Here is a 2,136-nt window from a genome sequence, read left to right on the forward strand (position 1 = left end):
TCGAGGGCCACGCCGTCGTGCTGTGGCAGCCCGGAACGGATCCGGCCGCCGTCGCCGGCCTGGCCTCACGGCGGACCTACCCGCTGAACTCCAGCTTCCGGCCCACGTACAACATGTCGATCAACCTTTTGGCGCAGTTCGGCCGGCCGCGCGCCCGGGAAATCCTCGAATCATCCTTTGCCCAGTTCCAGGCGGACCGATCCGTGGTGGGACTGGCCCGGCAGGTCAGGAGCCGGGAAGAATCCATTGCCGGGTTCAGCAAGGCCATGACCTGCCACCTGGGCGACTTCACCGAATACGCGCGGCTGCGGCGGGCCCTGGGCGATGCCGAAACCATGGCCTCCCGGAGCACGTCCCGGGCCAGGAAGTCCCTGACCGAGGACTCCCTGAGCAGGCTGCTCCCGGGGGACGTGGTGGATGTTCCGGCCGGGAAGTCGCCGGGGCTCGCGGTGGTGCTCAGCTCCGACCACGAATCCCGCGAGCCCCGCCCGGCTGTCATGACGCTGGACAACCAGCTCCGCCGGATTGGCCTGCACGACGTCGAAGGGCCGTTGTCGCCGATCACCCGGATCAGGATTCCCAAGACCTTCAACGCCAAGGTTCCCAAGTCCCGCCGCGACCTGGCGTCCTCGGTGCGCAACGCCATCCGCGAGCATCGGCCGCCGGCGCCGCCGCGCCGCGACGACGACTTCGGCCGGGCCTCCGCTGCGCCCAACCAGGAGAAGCGGATCGCCGAGCTGCGCCGGGAACTGCGCGCCCATCCGTGCCACGGCTGCAGCGAACGCGAGGACCATGCCCGGTGGTCCGAACGCTGGTGGAAACTCCGCCAGGAAACGGATGGGCTCATCCGCCAGATCCAGGGCCGGACCAACACCATCGCCAAGACGTTCGACCGTGTCTGCGGCGTCCTGACGGGCTACGGCTACCTGGAAACCTCGGACACGGGCGCGCTGTCCATCAGCCCGGACGGGCAACGCCTGCGGCGGATCTACGGCGAAAAGGACCTGCTGATTTCGCAGTCACTGCGGATGGGGGCCTTCAACGACCTCGACGCCGCCGAGATCGCCGCGCTGGCCAGTGTGCTCGTCTACCAGGCCAAGCGTGAGGACCGCGGCCTGCGGCCCAAGATGCCGAGCGTGTCCCTGGAATCCGCGGTAGACACCGTGGTGCGCGAATGGTCCGCGCTGGAGGACGTCGAGGAAGCCAACAAGCTGCCCCTCACTGGCGAGCCCGAGCTCGGCCTTGTGTGGCCGATCTTCAAATGGGCCAAGGGCCGGCACCTCCAGGACGTGCTGAGCGGCACCGACCTGGCCGCGGGCGACTTTGTCCGCTGGGTCAAACAGGTGATCGACCTCCTGGACCAGCTCGCCGACATCCCGAACCTCGACCCCCGGATTGCGCGGCTGTGCGCGGAGGCCATCAAGCTCATCAAACGCGGCGTCGTCGCCTATTCCTCCGTGGCCTAGGGCGCGGGCCGGACCGGCCCGCTCCCTGCACCACTCGCTGGCCCGCTACCGCGGCCTCGCAGATTTTCGAACCCGCCGGCCCTCGGCCGGCCCCCAGCAACAAGGAGTTCCCGCCCCATGACCGATTCGCCGGCCGCCCCCGCCCCCCGCAACGTCACGCTGTACCGCAACGGCTCGGTCTACACAGCTGCCGATCCCTTTGCGACTGCGATGCTGGTCGACGGCGACACCGTCGCCTGGGTTGGTTCCGAGCAGGCCGCCACATCCATCGCCGATGCCTCCATGGAGGTGATCGATCTGCAGGGCGCGCTCCTGGCCCCCGGCTTCGTCGACTCCCACATCCACCTGACGGAAACCGGAATCGCGCTGGAGGGCCTCCAGCTGGCCGGGGTGCGCTCCTCCGCTGAACTCCTCGACGCCGTCGCCGCCGCCTCCGCGTCCAGCGCGGGCGTTCCCGTCCTGGGCCACGGCTGGGACGAGACCACCTGGGCCGATCCCGCCCTGCCCTCCCGGGACGAAATCGAACGCGCGGCCGGCGGCCGCCAGGTCTACCTGTCCCGCGTGGATGTCCACTCGGCCCTGGTATCGAACTCCCTGGCCGCATCGGCCGGACTGGACGGGCTCGACGGCGGCGGCGCCGGAAGCCAGGTCAAACGCGACGCCCACACCG

Annotated in this window: 1 protein-coding gene and 1 pseudogene; both read left to right on the plus strand. The window is 69.7% G+C overall.

Annotated features, from left to right (window positions below):
- Positions 1–1,466, plus strand: a pseudogene (locus tag Y706_RS27780) (RNA helicase); the annotation flags it as partial.
- Between the two features lie 117 nt (positions 1,467–1,583).
- Positions 1,584–2,136 (plus strand): amidohydrolase family protein (locus Y706_RS23580; RefSeq protein ID WP_043434711.1); only part of this gene is annotated, 553 nt, incomplete at its 3' end.

This window comes from Arthrobacter sp. I3, from assembly GCF_000520575.1.
GTDB lineage: Bacteria > Actinomycetota > Actinomycetes > Actinomycetales > Micrococcaceae > Arthrobacter > Arthrobacter humicola_A.